General features: G+C 71.2%; 15 protein-coding genes. 7 read left to right on the plus strand and 8 right to left on the minus strand.

The features are described 5' to 3' along the window. Nucleotides 1–130: 130 nt before the first annotated feature. From Raf01_RS17780 to atpB, 4 genes are all read left to right on the plus strand, one after another. The gene (locus Raf01_RS17780; RefSeq protein ID WP_203919029.1) at nucleotides 131–988 is read left to right on the plus strand and encodes a carbohydrate ABC transporter permease; all 858 of its coding nucleotides are present in this window, start codon (nucleotides 131–133) and stop codon (nucleotides 986–988) included. Beyond that, on the plus strand, nucleotides 985–1902 hold the full coding sequence (locus Raf01_RS17785; RefSeq protein ID WP_239133694.1) for a carbohydrate ABC transporter permease: 918 nt from the start codon (nucleotides 985–987) through the stop codon (nucleotides 1900–1902). Before Raf01_RS17780 ends, Raf01_RS17785 begins: the two co-directional genes overlap by 4 nt. After that, entirely contained in the window at nucleotides 1902–3431 is a 1530-nt protein-coding gene (gene arfA, locus Raf01_RS17790; RefSeq protein ID WP_203919030.1) for an arabinosylfuranosidase ArfA, read from the plus strand. Before Raf01_RS17785 ends, arfA begins: the two co-directional genes overlap by 1 nt. 161 nt (nucleotides 3432–3592) lie before the next feature. Then, entirely contained in the window at nucleotides 3593–4372 is a 780-nt protein-coding gene (gene atpB, locus Raf01_RS17795; RefSeq protein WP_203919031.1) for a F0F1 ATP synthase subunit A, read from the plus strand. Nucleotides 4373–4411: 39 nt separating this feature from the next. On the opposite strand, the gene Raf01_RS17800 is transcribed toward atpB, so the two are convergent. Further along, complete coding sequence (locus Raf01_RS17800) at nucleotides 4412–4840, minus strand: peptidase inhibitor family I36 protein (RefSeq protein ID WP_203919032.1); 429 nt, start codon at nucleotides 4838–4840, stop codon at nucleotides 4412–4414. A 318-nt stretch (nucleotides 4841–5158) separates the two neighbouring features. Between Raf01_RS17800 and Raf01_RS17805 the strand changes: the two genes are divergently transcribed. Continuing rightward, nucleotides 5159–5998, plus strand: a complete 840-nt coding sequence (locus Raf01_RS17805; RefSeq protein ID WP_203919033.1) for an SMP-30/gluconolactonase/LRE family protein — start codon at nucleotides 5159–5161, stop codon at nucleotides 5996–5998. Between the two features lie 37 nt (nucleotides 5999–6035). On the opposite strand, the gene Raf01_RS17810 is transcribed toward Raf01_RS17805, so the two are convergent. Further along, complete coding sequence (locus tag Raf01_RS17810) at nucleotides 6036–6767, minus strand: class I SAM-dependent methyltransferase (RefSeq protein WP_203919034.1); 732 nt, start codon at nucleotides 6765–6767, stop codon at nucleotides 6036–6038. 106 nt (nucleotides 6768–6873) lie between these two features. Beyond that, nucleotides 6874–7644, minus strand: a complete 771-nt coding sequence (locus tag Raf01_RS17815) for an aminoglycoside phosphotransferase family protein (RefSeq protein WP_203919035.1) — start codon at nucleotides 7642–7644, stop codon at nucleotides 6874–6876. Nucleotides 7645–7833: 189 nt separating this feature from the next. Here Raf01_RS17815 and Raf01_RS17820 point away from each other — a divergent pair, with 189 nt between their 5' ends. Next, on the plus strand, nucleotides 7834–8388 hold the full coding sequence (locus Raf01_RS17820) for an LOG family protein (RefSeq protein ID WP_203919036.1): 555 nt from the start codon (nucleotides 7834–7836) through the stop codon (nucleotides 8386–8388). Nucleotides 8389–8394: 6 nt separating this feature from the next. On the opposite strand, the gene Raf01_RS17825 is transcribed toward Raf01_RS17820, so the two are convergent. The 3 genes from Raf01_RS17825 to Raf01_RS17835 form a co-directional block, all read right to left on the minus strand. Continuing rightward, nucleotides 8395–9657 (minus strand): hypothetical protein, encoded by a 1263-nt coding sequence (locus Raf01_RS17825; protein ID WP_203919037.1) that lies wholly within the window; start codon nucleotides 9655–9657, stop codon nucleotides 8395–8397. Nucleotide 9658: 1 nt separating this feature from the next. Continuing rightward, a complete protein-coding gene (locus tag Raf01_RS17830) occupies nucleotides 9659–10213 on the minus strand; it encodes a SigE family RNA polymerase sigma factor (RefSeq protein WP_239133695.1) in 555 nt (184 codons plus the stop codon). A 227-nt stretch (nucleotides 10214–10440) separates the two neighbouring features. Further along, nucleotides 10441–12936 (minus strand): glucosidase family protein, encoded by a 2496-nt coding sequence (locus Raf01_RS17835; protein ID WP_203919039.1) that lies wholly within the window; start codon nucleotides 12934–12936, stop codon nucleotides 10441–10443. Nucleotides 12937–13217: 281 nt separating this feature from the next. Between Raf01_RS17835 and Raf01_RS17840 the strand changes: the two genes are divergently transcribed. Beyond that, the gene (locus tag Raf01_RS17840) at nucleotides 13218–13676 is read left to right on the plus strand and encodes a hypothetical protein (protein ID WP_203919040.1); all 459 of its coding nucleotides are present in this window, start codon (nucleotides 13218–13220) and stop codon (nucleotides 13674–13676) included. Nucleotides 13677–13728: 52 nt separating this feature from the next. On the opposite strand, the gene Raf01_RS17845 is transcribed toward Raf01_RS17840, so the two are convergent. Continuing rightward, nucleotides 13729–16080 (minus strand): hypothetical protein, encoded by a 2352-nt coding sequence (locus Raf01_RS17845; RefSeq protein WP_203919041.1) that lies wholly within the window; start codon nucleotides 16078–16080, stop codon nucleotides 13729–13731. Between the two features lie 164 nt (nucleotides 16081–16244). After that, complete coding sequence (locus Raf01_RS17850) at nucleotides 16245–19253, minus strand: glycoside hydrolase family 3 C-terminal domain-containing protein (RefSeq protein ID WP_203919042.1); 3009 nt, start codon at nucleotides 19251–19253, stop codon at nucleotides 16245–16247. Nucleotides 19254–19269: the final 16 nt, after the last annotated feature.

Genomic DNA, 19269 nt, shown 5'->3' on the forward strand with positions numbered 1-19269 from the left:
AGAAGGGAATACCGTGAATCCAAGCAGAACTGCCCGTCCCGGCCCGGCCCCGGCGGGCGCGGAATCCGCGGCCCGGCAGGCCCTCCCCCGGCCCCAGATCGGTCGGACAAGGCGCGGGCGCCGGGAGGGAGTGCACGGCGCGTCGTTCACCGTGCCGTTCATGGTGGCGCTCGTGCTGTTCATGATCGTGCCGCTCGCCTACGCCATCTACAACAGTCTTTACACCAGCAGGCTGATCGGCGGCACCAGCTTCTCCGGACTCGACAACTACCGCCAGACCCTGGGCTCCGGCGACTTCTGGTCGGGTGTGGTGCGCACCGTCGTGTACGCGGTCATCCAGATCCCGGTCATGCTGGTCATCGCGTTCTTCTTCGCCACCATCTTCGACCTGGGCCTGGTCAAGGGCGGCCGGGTGTTCCGCACCATCTTCTTCATCCCGTTCGCGGTGCCGGCGGTGGTCGGCGCGGTCATGTGGTCGTTCATCCTGGAGCCGCAGTTCGGTCCGGTCACCCGGCTGGCCAAGGCGCTCGGCTTCGGGGAGGTGAACTTCTTCTCGTCCAACCTGGTCCTCCCGTCGATCATCGTGATCGTCATCTGGGAGTGGACCGGATACAACATGGTGATTCTCTACACCGCTCTGAAGTCGGTACCGCGGGACGTCGTCGAGTCGGCGATCCTGGACGGCGCTCCGCTGCACCGCATCATCCTCGGGGTGAAGCTGCCGATGGTCCGCCCGGCCATCGTGATGCTGTTGTTCCTCAACACGATCGGCGCGCTGCAGCTGTTCACCGAGCCGCTGATCCTCTCCTACTTCCAGAACTCCGCGATCAGCATCAACTGGACCCCCGCGCTCTATATCTACAACACCGCGGTCGGTGGCGGTCAGTACAACCTGGCCGCGGCCGCGGCCGTCGTGCTCGGCCTGGTCATCGTCGCCATCTCGACAGCCTCGCTGCTGTTCCGCCGAAGCAAAGGAGAGGTGTCGTGAGTACCACCCCCGTCCGTGGCCGCCGCCGGGACGACGACATGATCCCGGTCAAGCTCTACGGCCTGCCCCGCGGCACGGTCACCTTCTTCACCACGTTGGCCACCCTGTTCGCCATCTTCACCCTGCTCCCGATCGCCTGGCTGGTCATCAACTCCACGAAGAACCAGGCGAACCTGTTCGAGTCGTTCGGGTTCTGGTTCGCCGGCCCGTTCGAGTTCTTCCACAACTTCTCGTCGCTGTTCCACAACCTCGACGGCGACGGCGTCTACTTCCAGTGGCTGGGCAACACCGCGTTCTACGCGGTGGTCGGCGGGCTCGGCGCGACCGCGCTGTCCGCGCTGGCAGGATACGGCTTCGCGTGCTTCGACTTCCGCGGGTCGCGGGCGCTGTTCTCGCTGGCGATGGCGGCGCTGCTGGTACCGATCACCGCGATCACGCTGCCGCTGTATCTGGTGTACGCCAAGGCCGGCCTCATCAACTCGATCTGGGGCATGCTGCTGCCCAGTGTGGTCAGCCCCGTCGGCGTGTACCTGATGCGCACCTACGTGGCCGCGTCCGTGCCCCGGGAGCTGATCGACGCGGCCCGCATCGACGGCGCCGGGGAGGTGCGCATCTTCCTCACCATCGCGCTGCCGCTGATGGTGCCCGGCCTGATGACCGTGCTGCTGCTCGCGATCGTCGGCATCTGGAACAACTACTTCCTGCCCCTGCTCATCTTCAGCCAGAACAAGCTGTACCCGCTGACCGTGGGCCTCGGCCTGTGGACCCAGCGTGCCCAGAACAGCGGCGACGCCTCGATGTTCCCGGCGCTGGTCGTCGGCGGACTGGTCACGGTCGTCCCCCTCGTCGGCCTGTTCCTGATGGTCCAGCGGTACTGGCGGGGCGGCTTGCTGCTGGGCAGCATCGCCAACTGATGTCCCCCACCCGGAAGGAAGGAGCCGTCGTGGCGGCCCGTATCGCCCTCGATCCCGCGTTCGTCGTCGCAGACGTCGACCCCCGGTTGTTCGGCAGCTTCGTCGAGCACCTCGGTCGCTGTGTCTACACCGGCATCTACGAACCGGACCACCCGGAGGCCGACCCCGACGGATTCCGCAAGGATGTCGCGGATCTGGTCCGCGCGCTGGACGTGCCGATCGTGCGGTACCCGGGTGGCAACTTCGTGTCCGGGTACCGCTGGGAGGACGGCGTCGGTCCGCGCGGGCAGCGACCCACCCGACTCGACCTCGCCTGGCGTTCCATCGAGACCAACGAGGTCGGCACCGACGACTTCATGGCGTGGTGCGCGACCGTCGGCACCGCGCCGATGCTCGCGGTCAACCTCGGTACCCGCGGTGTCGAGGCGGCGCGCGACCTCGTCGAGTACTGCAACCATCCGGGCGGCACCTACTGGTCGGACCTGCGTGCCAGCAACGGCAACCGGCAGCCGCACGGCGTCAAGGTGTGGTGCCTGGGCAACGAGATGGACGGCCCGTGGCAGATCGGGCACAAGACGGCCGAGGAGTACGGTCGGCTCGCGGTCGAGACCGCCAAGGCGATGCGCTGGGTCGACCCGGACATCGAACTGATCGCCTGCGGCTCCTCGCACCACCGGATGCCCACGTTCGGCAGCTGGGAAGCCACTGTGCTGGAACACTGCTACGAGCACGTGGACTACGTGTCCGTGCACGCATACTACGAACAGCGGCCCGCCGACCGGGGCAGCTTCCTGGCCTGCGCGATGGACATGGACGGGATGATCGAGGACGTACTCGCCTCGGTCGACTACGCGCGGGCGCGCGGCAAGCACCGCAAGCGGATCAACCTGTCGTTCGACGAGTGGAACGTCTGGTACATGTCCCGGCGGGCCGAGGAACCGGTGTGGACGCAGCGGCCGAGGCTCATCGAGGACCGGTACTCGCTGGTCGACGCCGTGGTCGTCGGCAACCTGCTGATCAGCCTGCTGCGCCATGCCGACCGGGTCCGCATCGCGTGCCTGGCCCAACTGGTGAACGTCATCGCCCCGATCCTCACGGAGCCCGGGGGCGCGGCGTGGCGGCAGAGCACCTACCACCCGTTCGCGCTGACCAGCCGGTACGGTCGCGGAACCGTGCTGCGTACCGTGGTGGACGGGCCCCGGTACGAGACGTCCTGGTTCGGCGACACTCCCCTGCTCGACGCGGTCGCGGTACGGCATGACGACCCGGACGAGCTGACCGTGTTCGCGGTCAACCGGGACCAGCACGAGGCACAGCCCGTCGACCTCGACGTGCGCGGGTTCGGTGGCCTGACCGTGGTGGAACACACCACGCTGTCCGGCGACGATCCCGACGCGGTGAACACCGCCGACGATCCGGAGCGGGTCGCTCCCCGCGTCCTGGGCCGGTACCCGGTCGACGGCGGCCGGGTCACCGTGTCTCTGCCCGCGCTGTCCTGGAACATGCTCCGGCTGCGTTCGGGTGACTGAGTTCGGCTGAGTGACGCTTCTGTTCTGAGACCCTTCGGCGGGCCCGGCTGTCCACTGCGGACAGGGGCCCGCCGATCCGGTCACGCCGAGTGGTTGCTAAGCTACGGATCCCGGCCGGGGGACCAACCTGACGCACTCGACAGCGCGATGGAAGGGTCCCGATGACCGAGCGCAGCATCCTGGCCAAGGACGTGCACTGGCCGCCGTCCGTCGACGACTTTTTCCTCCCCGGTTGGCACTACCCGTGGGTCACCAAGTTCACCGTGATGGTGTGGCTCGCGGTCGCCGTCATCATCGTGTTTTTCCTTGTCGCGTACCGGAAACCCAGACTGGTCCCGACGCGTACCCAGTGGCTGGCCGAGTCCATCTACGGATTCGGTCGCAACGGCATCGCGGGCGACGTGATCGGGTCGGAGGGTGTGCGGTTCGCGCCGTACGTCACCACGCTGTTCGCGTTCATCGCGGTGATGAACGTCCTCGGCATCGTGCCCGGTTTCCAGGTGGCGCCGACCGCGCACATCGCGTTCCCGGTGGCGCTCGCCCTCATCAGCTACGTCGTGTACCTGTCGGTCGGGATCCGCCGGCACGGCTTCCGGCGGTTCCTCAAGCGGATATTCGTGCCGCCGGCGGCGCCCGCCTGGCTGCTGCCCATCATGGCGCCGCTGGAGGCGCTGGAGAACCTGTTCCTGCGGCCGTTCACCCTGTCCGTGCGGCTGTTCGCGAACATGTTCGCCGGGCACTTCATCCTGCAGGTGTTCACGCTCGGCGGGTTCATGCTCTACGGCACGGGCGTGCTGCTGCTCGAACCGCTGTCGGTGGTGTCGTGGGCGGTCGCGATCGCGGTCACGTTCCTGGAATTCATGGTCGCGGTGCTTCAGGCGTACGTGTTCGCCATGCTCAACTCGTTCTACATCGGCAGTTCGCTGGCCGACGAGCACTGACGAGGCACGGCGTTCACGCGGCCGGCATCACCGTTGGTTTCAGTACTCGGGACACGGTGCCGGGTGGAAGCTGGAGATCTCGTCATTGAGACCCTTGCCCACGTACGAGACCTCGTAGTTGGCCAAGAATCCATAGTACGTATTGCCGTTATAGTCGATGTTGCGGAACTGGCAGTAGCCGATGTCGGACGTGTTCCGCCAGGAGCTCAGCATGTCGCCCCAGGTGTTGTTGGAGCCCGGGTGCTTAGAGCTGTTGCAGCCGAGACACAGATACTCGTGTAGGGACGGCACGGCGCTCCCCGCCGGGAAAGCGATCATATAACCGCCGAAGTCCTTGTCCTCGTACAGGCACAGTGAGTCTGGTGGGCACGGCACATCGGCCTGCGCCGCCACGGCTGTGCTCGCTCCCACGAGGACACCGGTGAACACCGCGGCCAGCGCCATGACGACCCTCGACGTACGGATCATGCGACACCCCCAACGCCATCGGACTTGGTGGATTGATGGGGCTCATCGTAGGGGCGACGGGCGGGACTTCCTTCCGTCCTTCGACGATTTGCGTGTGCCTTTACGTGTTTTCACCTAACGCGCCCTGAGCGGGTGTACGCATCGGTGAGCCGGCACAGTCCGGTGACCGGCGACTCACATCGCCTAAAGCATCCTAGGAAACAAGGTCGCACGTCGTCGGCGGTCTCGAGTCCGGAAAACTTCACGACGACGGGGCGTCGGTGTCGATCCCGCCCCGGCCCGTTCGTATAACCGTTGACGAAGGACGAGGAGGCGGTCATGGACGCAACACGGGTACTGCTCGACGGGCGGGGTCTGGTCGAGTCGCCGCGGTGGCACGGCGACCGGCTGTACTTCTCCGACTGGTCCGCCGGTGAAGTCGTCGCGGTGGACCTCGACGGCCGCGACGAGGTGGTGGCCCGCGTGGCGTCGCTGCCGCTGTGCACGGCGTGGCTGCCGGACGGGCGGATGGTCATCGTGTCGTCGCCGGACGGGCGGCTGCTGCGCCGGGAACCCGACGGCACACTCGTCGCCTACGCCGATCTCGGCGCGCCGGGCTGGAACGACATCGTGGCGGACGGCCGGGGCAACGCGTACCTGAACTCCCCCGGCTTCGACCTGATGAGCGGGGCGCCCTACCAGCCGGGCTCGGTGACGCTGGTGACCCCGGACGGTTCGGTGCGGACGGTCGCCGACGGAATCGCGTTCCCCAACGGCATGGCGGTCACCGCCGACAACTCGACCCTGCTCGTGGCCGAGTCGTACGGGCACTGCCTGACGGCGTTCGACATCGGCGCCGACGGTACGCTGTCCGGCCGGCGGGTCTGGGCCGACCTCGGCGACGCCGCCCCGGACGGCATCTGTGTCGACGCCGAGGGCGCGGTCTGGTACGCCGACGTGCCACACCGGCGGTGCGTCCGGGTCGCCGAGGGCGGCGCGGTCCTGCGCACGGTCGAGTTGGACCGGGGTGGCTTCGCCTGCGCGCTCGGCGGCCCGGCCGGCACCACGCTGTTCATCGTGGCGGCCCGCTGGGGCGGAACGCCGGCGGAACTGGTCGCGCCGGGCAGTGGCCAGGTACTCGTCACCGAGGTCGACGTGCCGGGCGCCGGCTGGCCGTGACGAGTCGGCCGGTATTTCACGGGTCGCGAGCTGTCGGTCAGGCGCGGCGCGCGATCGTGAGGATGACCCGGCTGGTGCCGGTGACCGGACCGCCCTCCCCGTCGCCGTACTGGGCGTCGATGGTGAACCCGGCCTCGGACAGGAACCCGTTCAGCGCCGGTACGTCCAGGAAACGCAGGCTCGCCCGGTCCACCCGCAGCACCGAGCCCCCGGCGTCGGCGGTGGTCTCCGTGAACGTCACCACGTCGCCGTCGACCGACTCGACGCGGTGTGCCACGCGCAGCGTCCGGCCGGTGCCGTCCACCACGTCCGAGGCGTTGTCCGGATTCCAGGCCTCCCACGCCCGCGCCTGCGGGTGGCGTGTCTCGAACGCGAACCGGCCGCCGTCGCTCAGCGAGGACCGGATCGCGGCCAGAGACGCGCGCAGTTCGTCGTCGCCGACGAGGCACTGGAACGCGTTGTTGGCCATGGTGGCGAGGTCGAACTCGCCGTCCCACGCGATGTCGGCCGCCGTGCCGGCCACCCACTCGACGTCGGTACGCCGGCGAGCCCGCTCCAACGCTGCCCGGTCCGGATCGATGCCGGCGAGCCGGCCGGTGTGACCGGACTCCCGGGCCAGGTGTAGCATGCTGCCGGTGCCGCAGCCGACGTCGAGCACGCTCTCCGCGGCCATCACCAGCCGGTCGAAGAACGCGTCGCTGGAAAACCGCGCCGGATCCCACGGGTTCTGCAGATCATAGAGCGCGGCGGCATCGGCGTCGGAAAACATCACGACAGCGTATCCAGGCGGGTCGGGCCGCCGCCAACACGTTTGCGGGCAAGCCGACCAGCCGTCCAACGACATCACCGGTGGACGGGGTGATTCGATCGGCCGGTCAGTCGAACAGGTCGCGGTGCTCACGGCTCCACCGGATCCGTCGCTCCACCTCGTCGTAGTGGCCACCGGCAAGCAGGGCGCGCTGCGGTTGGTACCCCTGCGCCGCGAGTCGGCGGGCCCGGTCCAGTACCAGTTCCTGCTGGTCGATGACGGCATCGACGAGCCCGGCAACCGAGGTGAGCCCGTACGCGGAGACGAACCGCTCCAGGCGAGCGCGCCGGTCCGGTGGTGCGGGGTACCGAAGCCACCGTAGGCACTCCCGGTCGTCCCGGAACGGTACGACGTACTCCAGCGCATATGCCACGTCGTGGGCGGCCGGAGCCGGCCAGGCATAGTCCCAGTCGAGGATGCCCACCGGCCGGGATCCGCGCCACACCAGATTCCATGGCCCGAAGTCGCCGTGGCAGATCAGCTCGCCGTCGCCGACCGGCCCGGTGTGGGCCGCCCACCCGGTGCCGCCGCTGGGACGGAAGCCGGCGACCGCGTCATGGTACTCGCGGAGCAACCGGGCCATGGCGGTCAGGCCGGTGTCGTCGACGACGTTCGCCCATCCCGCGGGTCCGGACTCCCCCGCGATGAAGCTGAGGATCTCGCGACCGCGCTCGTCGACGCCGAGCACCCGAGGCGAGTACGGGAAATCGACAGCTTCCAGATACCGCAGCAACTCGTGGACCGCGGGCGTCCACGGGTACCTCGGCCGGCGTACCGTGTCTCCCACCCGCGTCACGGGACGGTACGGGTCGTCCTGCAGAACTTCGGAGTCCTCCATGTGGGCGAGACTCTACCGTGCGGCGCCCGGCGCGAGGCAGAGCGGAAGGGACGCGGCGGAGAGGCCGGCGCGCCGATCCGCGGGCCGGCACGGCGCCCGGCGGCGGGTGTGCCACGATGCGACGGGTGACCACCTGGATCGGGCGGCCGGCGCGGCGCTCGGGTGGAGATGTGCGATGCGAGGTGTGTGGTGCGGGTAACGGCGTTCACCGGCGCGGCCGAGGGCCGGTCCGAGGTGTACCGCGACGCGGTCGAGGCGTTCGGCGGGCACCTGGCCAAGGCCGGCGTCGAGGTGGTCTACGGCGGCGGGCGGGTCGGGCTGATGGGGGTGCTCGCGGACGCCACGCTCGCGGCCGGCGGCACGGTCATCGGAGTGATCCCCCAGTCGCTCGTGGACGCCGAGGTCGCGCACACCGGACTGACCGAGTTGATCGTGGTCGAGACGATGCACGAGCGCAAGGCGACGATGGCCCGACTCGGCGACGCGTTCGTCGCCCTGCCGGGTGGCACCGGTACCCTCGACGAACTGTTCGAGGCGTGGACCTGGCAGCAGCTCGGCCTGCACGACAAGCCCGTGGCGTTGCTGAACCCGGCCGGCTTCTGGGACCCGCTGCTCGCCGCGCTGGAGCACATGCGGGCGGCCGGCTTCGTCCGCCCGGCGGCCCGGCTCCCGGTGGCCGGCGACGCCGACGAGTTCCTGCGCCTCGTGTGGCCGACCCCCGCCGGAGACGCTACCGGGCGCTGACCGCCGTCACCGGCAGGTCCACAGCACAGCGTGCCGCTGGCCGGCGAGCGTCACGTCCCCGCCGATCGTCGCGCCGGTGTCGCTGATCGTGTACGCCTGCGCGTACCCGGCGCCTCCCCCGACCGGTACCGGCAGCTTCACGACGCTCCCGGCGAACACCGCCACCGGAGTCTGCTTGTCGACAGCCCCGATCGCCCATCCCCACCGGTTGACCGAGGTGGCGACGACCGAGTCCGGGTAGCGGAGGAGCTGCCCGGTGCCCAGGTCGAGGCTGCCGTACGCGAGGGTGCCGCTGGCCTTCAGGTTGCCGAGCAACTGGTCGCCGCGCACGGCCGACCGGCCGACGAACCCGTCGGGTACGGGCAGCTTCGCCGCCACCCCGGCCGGCGACCACACGTACGGCACCGACCGGAGCAGCCCCGGCTTCCCGTCGCTCACGGTGAGCGTCGCGTAGACCCGACCCTGGTCGTCGATCGACGCCAGGTCCGGCACTGCCGTCGGGGCCGGGGTGGTGCCGGCCGGCGACGCGAGGGTCCGCGGCTCGGCCGGGTCGTCCGCCGGCCACACGATCAGGTGCTCGCTCATCGTGTCCGGTTCCTTCGGGTTCAGCTCGTACCCGACGCCGACGACGTCGCCGGCGCCGTTGATGCCCTCGGCCCGGAACTGGGTCATCGCGGTGCCGCCGGGAGGCGACGGGAGGTAGGACAGCTTCCCGGCGGCGAGCGTCCAGATGGACGATTCCGTCGGACTCTGCGGGTCTCTGGGCACCGTGTACCCGGTGACCACGCCGGCCGAGTTGACCCCGGCGACGGTCGGCCGCTTCCCCGGCACCGTGGTGACGGTCTCCAGCTTCCCCTGGTCCCAGAGCACCACCGTCCATCCGGCGCCGCGCCAGGCGTAGCCGGCCTGGTACCGGCCGGTCGGGTCGGCGGCGACCACCTGAGTGTCGGTCACGCCGGGCGGCTCGGGCAGCAGCCCGGCCCGGCAGGCGGCCGGCGCCGCGGGCATCGTCGGCGACGGGCTCGGCGCGACGGACGGCAAGCTGGCCGGCACCGGAGCCGACCCGCCGCGCGGCACCATCACCGCCACCGCGACGGCCAGCGCGGCCACGGCCGCGACCGCCCCGCTCACCGACACGCGCTGCCGCCGGCGCCGGCGGCGGGCGCGCCCGTCGGTGATCGCCCGCTCGACGCTGGACATCGGGTCGGGTGCGCGGTCCCCCAACGACGCCAGGAGGCCGGTCAGGTACTCGTCGTCGTCTTCGCGCATCTCAGTTCCCTCGTCTCGTCGCGCCGTGCACCGAAGCGCCGGGGCGCGCCGCGGACAACGCGGGCGGCGCCCCGAGAAGGCGGCGGAGTGCGGCCAACCCGTGCGCGGTCTGGCTCTTGACCGTGCCCTCGGAGATGTTCAGGATCTCGGCCACCTCGGCGACCGGCAGGTCGCAGGTGAACCGCAGGACCAGCACGGCGCGCTGGCGCGGGGGTACCCGGGACAGCGCGATGCGCAACTCGTCGCGCAGTTCCACGTCGTCGCCGCCGGCCGCCTCGCGCTCGGGCGGATTGCCGACCAGCCAGACCCGGGACAGCCAGCCGGTCCGCCTCTCGTGCAGGTAGTTGCGCAGGAGCATGCTGTGCACGTACCGGTCGAGATGGGTCACGTCGCGTAGCTTGTGCCACTTCAGGTACAGCGTGGTCATCGTCTGCTGGACGAGGTCGTCGGCCCGATGACCGTCGCCGCACAGGGCGAAGGCCATGCGGTGCAGTGCCATCCGGCGAGCGGTCACGTACTCGACGTAGTCGTCGTCGTTCTGCTGCGAGCGCGCCACGGGCTCTCCATCCGTCATCAGCCACCCCCATGAGGCAGCCGGGCGCACCGGAGGTTGCATGGGAGATGAAGGTCACGCGCCCGATCGCGGAGAGTGAGCACGCGAATCCGTTCCGCAGACGGCGGGTGGCGGCCTCCCTGAGGAGACCGCCACCCGCCGTTCGCGGAGTTTCGACCAGTCTGGCTCGGCGCGTCTGGCGCCGCGCCACGACCCAGATCAGTCGGTTGTCAGCCTAGCCGCACGGTCAGGGTGTGCTGGCCTCCGCCGGTGCCGGCGGGTACCCGGACCTCGGTGCCCCGGGTGGTGGTGACCCGCTGGTACGCGATCTGGTGCCCGTCCAGCGACACCGACCGCACCGAGGCCCCGGCCGGCAGTACGGCGCCGAGGGTCAGCGTCCCGCGCACCCCGGTCCGGCGCACCTGCGTGGTCAGCGTGGCACCCGAGCGCGTCGCGGTCACGTCGATGTCGCCGCCGCCGAGCCGGATGCCGGAGCCGGCGACCCGCTGCTGCCCCGGCGGGATCTGCGGTACGACGGCCAGCTGCCCCCGGCCCAGGTCCGGCGCGACGCCGAGCTGCTGCGCGACGACCGGCCACAGCACGCCGTAGGTGCCCCACGCCTGGAGCACGCTGGAGCGGCTGAGGAAGTCGTGCGACAGGTTCGACCCGAAGTCCGGCGACGGTGCGATCTCCGGCATCGCGCCGGGCAGCTCCCACACGTCCGGGTCGAGCTGGATGCGCGCGTTGTCGGTGGTGTAGGCGTGCTGCTGGGCCAGCCGGCCGTAGTTGCCCTCGGCGACGGCCGCGACCGCGGAGCCCAGCGAGAACGTCTCGCGATCCGACGGCGCGGACGAGACCACGGAGTCGCAGGACGGGCCGGGGTTGCCCTTGGCGTCGCTGGTCGGCCCGGTCCCGGTGTGGAACAGCCCGAAGTCGCCGTTGTAGCAGGCGCGTTCGTGCTGGGCCAGGGTGTCGTCGGCGTGCGCCACCGAGGCCAGCGGGCCGCCGGGCAGGTCGGCTTCCATCGGGGTCAAGCCGATCCAGTACCGCTGGTACAGCTTGACGTTGCCGGGGTCGGACAGCGAGTCGGCGTAGCCGTGCGCGTCGCCGCCGTACCAGAAGGTGTCCTCGAACTTCTTCTCCCGGCTGGCGGCCTGAGCGTTCGCCCAGTCGGCGGTCGCGGTGTCGCCCTTGCTCGCCGCCAGCTGGGCGACGTCGGCGAGCCCGCGGATGGTGTAGACCGCGACGTCGAGCTTCTCGGCGCCCATGCCGGCCCGTTCCACATTGCCGGAGCCCTCGGGCCAGCCGTCGCCGTCGGCGTCGAGCCCGACCGCGTACTTCATCGCGCGCACGCTGAAGTCGTACATCGAGTCGCGGAACGAGTCGTCCCCGGTCCACCGCCAGACCAGCGCGACCGCGCTCGGGAACTTCACCGTCTCGTCGGTGTTGCCGGGGTCGTCGTTGGTGCCGTAGTACACCTGGCCGTCCGGGGTGACCTCGTGCACCACCTTGCCGGACTTGGCGTTCACGATGTCGCTGACGTCGCGCAGGGTGCGCAGGTGATCCTCGATGGCCTCGAAGTCGCCGGCGGCGACCGCGGCGAACGCGGTGTACTCGCCATCGGTGCCGAAGATCCACGGGTAGTCGGGCCAGCCGGCGCCGATCCAGCGCGCCTGGGCGAGGGTGCCGGCCAGCGGCGGCGACTGGGTGCCCTGGTCGCTCGCGAACAGGTGGAGGTCGCGCGACTCCTGGACGGTGTCGGCGAGGTTCTGCTTGGACCACTCGACGCTCTGCGCGAGCAACGGGTCGCCGGGCAGGTCGACGTGCGTGCGGTCGGACACCTCGCGCCGCTGTGCCTGCTTGCGCGCGAACTGACCGGACGGGTCGCGCAGCGCCGCGGCCAGCGCCGCCTGGGCCGGCTGCTTGCCCTGGTCGGAACCGGCGACCGCGAACCACACCGTCCGGCCGCCCTTCGGGACGTCCAGCGTGTAGGTCAGTTGACCGCCGGTGCCCTTGCCGGCCGGGCCGTCGTCGCAGCGCGCCGGCGCCGGATCGGTGTTCGGGCAGATCACCGCCGGATCCTGCGGGCCGCGGAAGTCCGGGCCGAGCTGGTGGCCGTCCGGGGTCAGCTGCGCGCCGACCAGTGCCGCGTAGTGGTTGGGCTGCTCCTGAAAGACGAGGTCGCGCCCGTCGAAGCTACCCGTGTCGGGCAGGTTCACCGTGTCCTGGCTGGGCGTGGTCCCGCTCCACGGGTACGCCTTGAGCAGCTCCGAGTGCGCGTCGACGGTCAGCCGTACCTGCCGGGCCCCGCCGTCGAAGTGCAGTCCGACCAGGCCGGCCCGGTTGCCGTCGGGTACCACGTCGGTGCGCTGCACACCGCCGCCGAGGTCCATCCGCGTGTACCCGTACCCGCTGGTGAAGCTCTTCGCCTTCAGCCAGGTGCCGTCGACGGCGAACCACAGCCCGTCGAGCAGCTTGATGGGCTGGCTCCAGAACCCGCCCATCTCGCCGCGGACGTGCCAGCCGGTCGCCGGATAGCTGCCGTCCGCCGCGCCGACCTCGTAGAACCGGTCGCCGATGGTGACCGTGCGCCGGTCGGCGAGACGGTCGCTGACGGTGAGTTCGTCGCCGCTGTTGTGCGCGCCGCTGCCGTGCGCGGCGGTGGCCGGTGCCGGTGTCACCGTGAGACCGGCGGCGACCAGCGCCGCGGCGGCGGTGACGAGCACCGGTGCTGAGGTCAGGACGCGCCTGCGGGTTCGGCCACGTCTCGTTGTCCAGGTGTTGGTCCATGACAGGGCATGCCAGATTGACTGAGCACGCTTGGCGGGCATCGCACGCCTCCGGGGATGAGTCGTCGCTGACTAACCACCCAACCTGCTACGGATCGATCAACTTCGCAACTGCTGGCACGCCTGCGGGTGCGGCAGGCCAGCCGGCGCCTTCCGGCCCATCGACGGCGGCCGTTCGGCGGCTGGCCCCGCCCTCCGGGCGGCATTACCGTCGCGTCATGGGAGCATCCGGCGAGCCGGAGCCCGAGAACCCGCGGCTGCCGGCCGTGGCGCTGCCGCCAGAGCCGGAGCCCGAAAACCTGCCGCTGCCGGCCGCACCGCCCGTGTCGGCCGCGGCGCTGCTGCCCGAATCGCGCCGGTGGCCATGGTCCCGCGACTCGGTCCTGGGCCCGGTCCTGATCCTGTCGCTGCCCCTGATGTTTTGCTGCCTGACCAGCCCGCTGTCCCTCTTTCTGGCCGTGGCGGGCGATCCGGTGACGCCCTGCGACCGGGCGTGCATGGATCAGCTCACGGCCGAGAAGACCGCCGCGTTCGACGCGGGCCTGCTGGCCGTGGGCGGTTCCCTGGTCGCGCTGGCGGTGGCCTGGAGTCCACGGGTGCCGACGGCGGTACGCATCGCCGCGCTGATCTGCGGCCTGGTCGCGGCGGCCCCGTTCCCGTACCTGTACTTCCGGTAGCCGCCACGCTCCTCGCCGAGGAGCCGCGCGGCCCGTGCCAGGGCTGATCAGGTCACAGGGTGCGGGCGAGGCGGGCGAAGGACAGCACCACGACGGACGAGAGCAGCCAGCCGGCGAGCGTCGCGAGGTCCAGCCACCATTCGGCGGTCCGGCCGGACGGGGCGTGCGGGTCCGGGTACCAGGTCGAGCGCTGGTCCAGGGAGATGAGCGGGATGACCGTGTCCAGGGCGTAGAAGTACGGGTTGAAGCACCGCACCTGGCCCGCGCCGCAGCCGTCCGGGGCCGGCCGCTGCGTCGAGGCGACCGCGGCGCCGTCGGCTGTGCTGCCACCGGCTGTGCTGCCACCGGCACCGGGCGCCTGTCCGGGCGCCGACGGCGAGACGGCGTCCACGGTGACGAGGCGGCCGTCGACGGCGTACACGTTCCCGCGCGCGTCGGTCGCCCGCAGGCTGGTTGCCAACGGACCCAGTTGCAGCGAGACGACGACCGCGACCAGCAGCGCGACCAACGCCCAGAGCACCCGTCCGGGCCGGAAGCCGTAGCCGACGGTGAATCCGTACACCGCGTCGACGAGGGTGCGCCGCACCGACCGGTCCGGGCCCGAACGCCTGGCGTCGGCGCGCTGGTCGATGAGGATCTGCTCGGCCTGGCGGGCGTACCCGTGCTGGCGGAACACGCGGGCGGCCTGCTCGTAGGGGCCGGCGTCGTAGTCGGCCTGGCCGCGCAGCCAGGCCCGGCGCAGCCCGCTGTCCCAGGCGTCCGCGCCCGGCTCGCCGCCGGCCGCGCCGAACCGGTCGTAGCTCAGGCCGGCGATCGAGTACCGGCCGGGCCAGGTCCGGGGGTCGTCGGCAAGCACGGTGGTACTGGTGCTAGTGAAGTCGACGCTGCCGTCGACGGCGCGCCAGGCGAGGTACATGCCGCCGCGGAACGCCGCGGAGCTGGCCGAGATGGCGTGGCCGAATCTGTCGTAGGAACTGCCGGAAGACTCGATGAACTCTCCGTCCCGGCAGTCGAGCCGGCCGTCGACGATCGCCCGGGTGAGGTTGACGTGTCCGGTCGAGCGGAAACCGTCGATGAGTCGCACGGAGCCGCGCACCGACGCCTGGTGCAGGCTGAGGGTCAGGTTGCCGGGATTGGTGAGTTCGGCGCCGGCGGCTTCGACGAAGCTGCCGATGTCGGCACCGAAGAAGTTCACCGAGCCGCCGGTGGCGCGCAAGCCGCGCAGCTGCACGGATCCCTCGACCTTCGCGCCGTTGGCGGCCAGCAGCGGCCGGCCTCCGTCGGCGCCGGACAGTACCGCTCCCCGCAGCGTCAGGTCGCCCCGGATCCGGGTGGCGGTGAGGTCGACCGTTCCCAGCACCTGGACGCCGTCGCCGATCCGCAGCGTGGAGTCGACCTGGGCGTTGGTGAGATTCAGCGCGGTCCGGCGCGGGGCGTTCAGGCGTGCCGTACCGGTGACGGACAGGCTGCTCATCTGGCTCATCGACAGGTCGATGCCGCCCTCGATGTCGCAGGCGCCCTCCACGCTGACATCGGCGCCGACGGTCAGCCTCGGCGCGCTGACCGCCGTGCCGTCGCTGCGCTGCTTCGCGTACGGGCCGCCGACCGGAGCGCCGGGTGGCTCCCGCAGGACCGCGTCGCGGATCAGCAACTGGCCGGCGACCCTTGCGCTGTTCAGGTCGATCCGGCCCTGGATCGTGGGTGGCCCGTCGGCGTCGTCGATGAGGAAGAAGCTGCCCCCGATGGTCGCGTCCGCCAGGTCGAGGGCGAGGCCGTCCGGGTTCAGGATGCGTGCGCCGGTCAGGTCGAGCGAGCCGTCGATCGTCACGCCGATGAGCCGGACCTCGCCGACGGCGGTGAACGCGTGCAGCAGCCGCACGTTCCCGCCGACGTGCAACCGGTCAGCCTGCACCGCCCGCTCACCGTCGGCGGTGATCCGGGTGTCCAGGCAGAGCAGCCGGCCACCGATGTCGGCCTCGCACAGCCACACGGCCGACCGCCGGCTGGTACTCGCCACGGTGCGGTGCGCTCCGGTGACCACCGAGCCAGACAGATCCAGGTCACGCCGTACCCGCAAACCGTTGCCCAGCAAGCCGGGTACCGCCGGGCAGTCGGTGACCGCCAGGGCGTGCAGGGACGCACCCTCGCAGATCAGCGGGGAGTCGAACGCGCACGCCTCGAACCGCAGGGGAACCGCCAGCTCGATGCCGGCCAGGTCGAGGTCGCCCACGATGGCGGCGTTACGCAACCTGAACCCGTGCGGGTCGATGCCGGCACCACCCGAGCGGCAGATCTGGCGCACCAGGCTGGCGGGCACCGGGCGGCGCGAGCCGTCCTGCGCGCAGTCGAAGACCTCGCCGGCGGCAAGCGCGTCCACCAGCTCCGTCTCATCGACCGCGCGCACGGCCCGCACTCTACCGCCGCGGCCGTCCCGGTCACCTCCGGGCGACCGGCCGACCGCCGGGCCCGGCGCAGCGCCTCACCCGGCCCGGCGCAGCCCGTCGGCCGGCCCGGCGCAGCCGAATCGATCGGCCCGGCCGGCTCAGCCCATCGATCGGCCCGGCCGGCTCAGCCGATCGTCATCGCGAAGATGTGCATCGCCGGGCTGCCGGACGACGCCGTGTCGCTCACGTCCGGCAGCGCGACGCCGGTCACCGCCTTGCCGGGCTGCAACGGCACCCCGGCGTAGTACACGTTGACCACGTGCGTCTGCTGCACGTTGCCGCCCTTGTTGCGGTACGGCATCGTCACCGCGACGTCGTTGCCGGTGGACGTGGCGGAGTACCAGTCCGGTGCGCTCAGCGTGAACGACTGGGTGCTGCCGTCGGCGTAGCTGACCCGACCGGTACCGGTGGCCGGCCCGTACGTGGCGGCCAGCAGGAACCCCAGCGTGTCCCCGGTACCCGACGCCGAGATCACCTGACCGCCGGCCACCACGTTGTCCGGCTGCCCCGGGGCGGCCGCGGGCCAGGTGAAGCTCACGCCGCCGTGCTCGATCGTCGCCCCCGGGGTGACACCGGCGGCCGCGAGCGCCTGGGCGGACAGGCTCGACCCGGTCCCGTCGATGTTCCCGGCGTCCGTGGCGGTGTCGTCGGTGACACCGACGTTGTCGAACGCGGCGGCAAGCGACGGCGACGGTACGGTCAGGCTCGCCGCGCCGGTGGCCGTCGCGTCGCCGTCGACCCCGTGGTACGTGGCACTGGCCGACAACGCGACCGTTCCCGGGGCGGCACCGGCCGGCGCGGTGACCCGCCACGCCGTCCCCTTCGACGAACGCGGCCCGACGACCGGCAGCGACACCGGACCCTCCGGCCGCACGGTCCACCCGGCCGGCGCGCGCAGCGCGAGCCGCACCTGGCTCGCCGGGTAGTCGCCGGTGTTGGTGAACGTGGTGGTGACCGTCGCGGTGCCGCCCGGCGCGACGACCTGCGGGCCGGTCACCGCCAGGTACCGCACGCCGGCCGTCCGGGTGGCGATGACCGGCGCCCGCAGCGGCAGGTTCGACGAGGAGTCACCGACGCTGACCGTGTACCGGCCGTCGACCGTGGTCCAGTCCTGGGCCGCGCTGTTCCAGATGGAGAACGCGCGCTGGTCGAGGGTGAAGCTCAGGTGCCTGGTCTGCCCGGGCGCCAGCTGCACCTTCTGGAATCCCTTGAGCTGCAGCGGCGGCTCGCCGGCCGCGGCCGGGTCGGTCAGGTAGAGCTGGGCGACGTCAGCACCGGCGCGGGTGCCGGTGTTGGTCACGTCGACGGTCGCGGTGACCGAACCGTGGGTGCCGAGGACCGGGGTCACCTTCAGGTGGCTGTACCGGAACGACGTGTACGACAGCCCGTACCCGAACGGGAACAGCGGCGCGATGTTTTGCGCGTCAAACCACCGGTACCCGACCCGCAGCCCCTCGGAGTACGCCACGGTGCCGTTGACCCCGGGGTACTGCTGCGGGGTGTGCGCCGGCAGGTCGGCCTCGGTACGGGGGAAGGTGACCGGCAGCTTCCCGGACGGGTTGACGTCCCCGAACAGCACCGCCGCCAGCGCGTTGCCGTCCTCCTCGCCCGGGTACCACGCCTCCACCACGGCCGGCACCGCCTCGACCCACGGCATCAGCACCGGCGCCCCGCTGTCCACCACGACCACCGTGTGCGGGTTGGCCGCCGCGACCGCGCTGACGAGCTGGTCCTGGTTGCCGGTCAGCGACAGGTTGGGCCGGTCGCTGCCCTCCTTCTCCGCGTCGCTGACGATGACCACCGCGACGTCGGCGGCCGCGGCCTGCGCCGCCGCCTGGGTGGTGTCGCTGCCGTCGGCGGTGGTGACCGTGACCGCCGAGCCGGCGCGCTGCCGGATGCCCTGGACCGGGCTCACCGTGTACAGCGGGTTGACGTGTGAACTGCCGCCGCCACCCGGGTACGCGGTGTTGGCGTACTGCCCGATGACGGCGATCGAGTGCAGGTCGCCGGCGGACAGCGGCAACTGGTTGCCGGCGTTCTTCAGCAGTACCGTGCTCTGCTCGCTGATCGTGCGGGCGGCCGCTCCACCGGCCGCGGCGTCGATCGGCGTCGTGGTCGCGGCGCGGTCCAGCAGACCGAACCGGATCTCGGTGGCCAGCCGGTACACCAGAAGCTGGTCGAGCCGCGCCTCGCTCACCTGCCCGTCGAGCACCGCCTGCCGCAGCTGGTCGTCGTACGGGCCGTTGTCGGCGAGTTCCAGGCTCATGCCGGCGTCCGCCGAACCGACCGCGGTGTGCGTGGCCCCGGCGTCGGACTGGATGAACCCGTCGAATCCCCACTGGTCGCGCAGCACGTCGGTGAGCAGGTACCGGTTCTCGCACATGAAATCGCCGTTGACCGACGGGTACGCGCACATCACCGCGGCCACGTCGCCCTGCTTGACGGCGGCCTCGAACGCCGGCAGGTGAATCTCGTGCAGGGTGCGGTCGTCGACCTGCTCGTCGATGGTCTTCCGGTTGGTCTCCTGGTCGTTGGCCGCGTAGTGCTTGACCTCGGCCAGTACTCCCTGGTCCTGGATGCCGCGGACGTTGGCGGCGGCGAGCTGCCCGGCCAGGTACGGATCCTCGCCGTAGTTCTCGAAGGCACGGCCGCTCTGCGGTACCCGCACGATGTTCACGTCCGGCGCCTCGATCAGGCTGTGCCCGACGTCGGCGGTCTCCACCCCCTCGACCGTCCCGTACTGCCGGGCCAGGCCGGTGTCGAACGTGGCGGCCAGCGCGACGGGTGCGGGCAGGGCGGTCGCGTTCGGTTGGGTGGGCACCGATCCGGTGCCGACGCCCGCGGGTCCGTTGGTGATGCGGAAGTCCGGCACGCCCAGCCGCGGGATGCCGGGCACCAGCCGGGCGATGCCGCCCGCCGCCGTGCCGGTGGTGTGCATCTGGGAGATCTTCTCGTCCAGCGTCATCTGCGCGACCAGTTGCTGGGCGCGCTGCTGCGGGGACTCCGACCGGTCCATCCAGGGGCGGCCCGCCGCGGCGTGGGCCGGCGTGGCCATCGCCGCGGACGGGACGAGGCTCGCGGCCAGGACGAGGCTCGCGGCCACGCCCAGACCCGCTGTCAGTTTGCGTCGCATCGTGGCGTCCTCCGGG

Source organism: Rugosimonospora africana (assembly GCF_016862975.1).
Lineage (GTDB): Bacteria > Actinomycetota > Actinomycetes > Mycobacteriales > Micromonosporaceae > Rugosimonospora > Rugosimonospora africana.

What these genes read in the sequence shown, in the direction of transcription:
- arfA (WP_203919030.1), top strand. Translation starts at nt 1,902, where the DNA reads ATGTCCCCCACCCGGAAGGAAGGAGCCGTCGTGGCGGCCCGTATCGCC.
- atpB (WP_203919031.1), top strand. Translation starts at nt 3,593, where the DNA reads ATGACCGAGCGCAGCATCCTGGCCAAGGACGTGCACTGGCCGCCGTCC.
- Raf01_RS17800 (WP_203919032.1), bottom strand. Translation starts at nt 4,840, where the DNA reads ATGATCCGTACGTCGAGGGTCGTCATGGCGCTGGCCGCGGTGTTCACC.
- Raf01_RS17805 (WP_203919033.1), top strand. Translation starts at nt 5,159, where the DNA reads ATGGACGCAACACGGGTACTGCTCGACGGGCGGGGTCTGGTCGAGTCG.
- Raf01_RS17810 (WP_203919034.1), bottom strand. Translation starts at nt 6,767, where the DNA reads ATGTTTTCCGACGCCGATGCCGCCGCGCTCTATGATCTGCAGAACCCG.
- Raf01_RS17815 (WP_203919035.1), bottom strand. Translation starts at nt 7,644, where the DNA reads ATGGAGGACTCCGAAGTTCTGCAGGACGACCCGTACCGTCCCGTGACG.
- Raf01_RS17825 (WP_203919037.1), bottom strand. Translation starts at nt 9,657, where the DNA reads ATGCGCGAAGACGACGACGAGTACCTGACCGGCCTCCTGGCGTCGTTG.
- Raf01_RS17840 (WP_203919040.1), top strand. Translation starts at nt 13,218, where the DNA reads ATGGGAGCATCCGGCGAGCCGGAGCCCGAGAACCCGCGGCTGCCGGCC.
- Raf01_RS17850 (WP_203919042.1), bottom strand. Translation starts at nt 19,253, where the DNA reads ATGCGACGCAAACTGACAGCGGGTCTGGGCGTGGCCGCGAGCCTCGTC.